This window comes from Pseudoxanthomonas sp. LjRoot204_2, assembly GCF_056175765.1.
In genome coordinates this window covers 1-2,204 of the sequence record NZ_JBGFFG010000499.1, presented here as the reverse complement: position 1 = coordinate 2,204, position 2,204 = coordinate 1, and the positions used below count along the sequence as shown (strand labels likewise).

General features: G+C 67.0%; 2 protein-coding genes. One reads left to right on the top strand and one right to left on the bottom strand.

All coding sequences use genetic code 11. The annotated features are described in order from the left end of the window. Window positions 1–1,088, top strand: a 1,088-nt coding sequence (locus tag AC04L7_RS17120; protein WP_475513501.1) for a diguanylate cyclase, incomplete at its 5' end; no start/stop codon positions are given. 9 nt (window positions 1,089–1,097) lie between these two features. On the opposite strand, the gene AC04L7_RS17115 is transcribed toward AC04L7_RS17120, so the two are convergent. Continuing rightward, window positions 1,098–2,204 (bottom strand): sensor domain-containing diguanylate cyclase (locus AC04L7_RS17115; RefSeq protein ID WP_475513500.1); only part of this gene is annotated, 1,107 nt, incomplete at its 5' end.

The following is a 2,204-nucleotide window of genomic DNA, read 5'->3' as shown; positions in this document are numbered from 1 at the left end:
CGCCAATGCCGTCCACCACGCCGCCGCCGGGCACCGATCCGGCGCGCCATACCCAACGTCTGCCGCGCCGGATCCATCGCCTCCGCACGCTCGGCATGGGGCTGGCCGCGTTGCCGACGGGCATGGTACTGCTGGAGAACCAGGCGGGTCCGGGGGCATGGGCGTTCCTTCTGTTCACCACCGTCGTGTGGCCGCAGCTCGCCTTGTGGCTGGCGCTGCGCCATCCGGAGCCGTTCCGGGGCGAGATCCGCAACCTGCTGGTGGACTCGATCCTGGCCGGCATGTGGGTGCCGCTGATGGCCTTCAACCTGCTGCCCAGCGTCATGCTCGTCACGCTTACCACCGTCGACAAGATCAGCACCGGCATCGACCGCTTGTGGTACTGGTCGCTGCCGCTGATGGCAGCCGGCGCCGTGGCGGTGGGGGCGGCCACGGGCTTCGAGATGCAGCCGATGACGAGCATGGCGGTCATGGTCGCCTGCCTTCCCATGCTGATGATCCATTCCATCGCGGTCAGCCAGGCCAGCTACCACCTCGTGCGCAAGGTGAAGCGGCAGAACCGCCAGCTGGACGAACTGAGCCGGCGCGACACCCTGACTGCGCTGGACAGCCGCCGCTACTGGCAGGAACAGGCCGCATTGTTGCTGGACCAGTGCGCCGCGACCGGCGAGCCCGCCACCCTGCTGATGATCGACATCGATCATTTCAAGGCCATCAACGACCGCCACGGCCACGCCGCGGGCGATGACGTGTTGAGAGCGACGGCGGAGGTCATCCGCCACAGCATCCGCCAGCAGGATGCGGCGGGACGGCTCGGCGGGGACGAATTCGCGGTGCTGCTGAGGGGTACCGACGTGGCGGCCGCGGGCATCGTGGCGCAGCGCATCCGCGAGGGCGTGCAGGCGTTGAACGTGCAGAGCGCGCCCGGGCTGCAGCCCACGGTCAGCCTGGGCCTGGCCAAGGCGACGGCAACAGGATTGCGCACCTGGCTGGAGGCCGCCGACCGCGCGCTATACCAGGCCAAGAGCCGCGGCCGCAACCAGATGGCCGTCGACGATGGCCTGCAGGCGGCCGTCGACCTGCCCTGAGCGAAGCCCTCAGCTTCCCAGGTGTTCGGCGCGGTCGCGCTGGGGCAGTTCGAGCACATTGCTGGCGCGGACGTTGTCCTGCTCGCTGTCGTACACGCACACGCGGTTGCGCCCATTGTGCTTGGCGCGATACAGCTGCTTGTCCGCATGCGACAGCAGCTTGGCCAGGCTGTAGCCGGAGTGCTGGCTCGACGTCACCCCGAAGCTGCCGGTGRTGGCGAAGACGTGGCCGGTCTCGCGAGTCTCGATCTGGGCGAGCCGCACGCGGCAGTCTTCCGCCACCCGCGCGGCGGCGCGCAGGTCGCAGCCATACATGAGGATCGCGAACTCTTCGCCCCCGAGACGGCCGAGCACATCGATGCGCCGACAGAAACCCTTGCTGGCCTCGGCCACTTCCTTCAGCGCCCAGTCGCCGGTGCCATGGCCGAAGCGGTCGTTGATGTTCTTGAAATGGTCCAGGTCGAACATGATCAGCGCCGCCTGCTCGCCATTGCGCGCGCACTCGGCCAGGGCGCGCTCGGCGCGCAGGGTGAAGTGGTGGCGATTGCAGATGCCGGTCAGCGCGTCCGTTTCCGCCATCTTCTTCAGCGACAGTTGCACCCGCTTGATCTTGAAAGCCCAGTAGCCGATCGACGCAATCAGCAGCACCAGCAGGATGACGATCAGCCGGGTGTTCTGCGCGGCCTGCTGGTCGACCTTGCGCTGCAGCTGCAGCACCTGGTTTTCCTGGTCGAGCATGCTGATCTGCTGCGTCTTCTGGAGAATCTGCTGGCGCACGATCTGGTAGGCCAGCTGGCGCGTCTTAACGTCGTTGAGGTACGCCTTGTCGGCATCGGCATACTGCCGGTAGCGCACGAGCGCGCCTGCCGAATCGCCCTGCCTTTCCGCGATCTCGTACAAGGTCTTGTACGCCACGACCAGCGGCAGCGAGGTCATGCCCGCACCACGCTCCACGGCTTCGTTCGCATGCGACTTGGCGGTGCGCATGTCGCCCAGCTTCAAATACATGCTGGCGAGCATCGCGTGGTATTCGCTGATGACCAGCGGATAGCCGGTCGCGGTGACAGCGGGCAGATAGCGTTCGAGGAGCTCGATCGCCTGGTCGACCTTTCCATC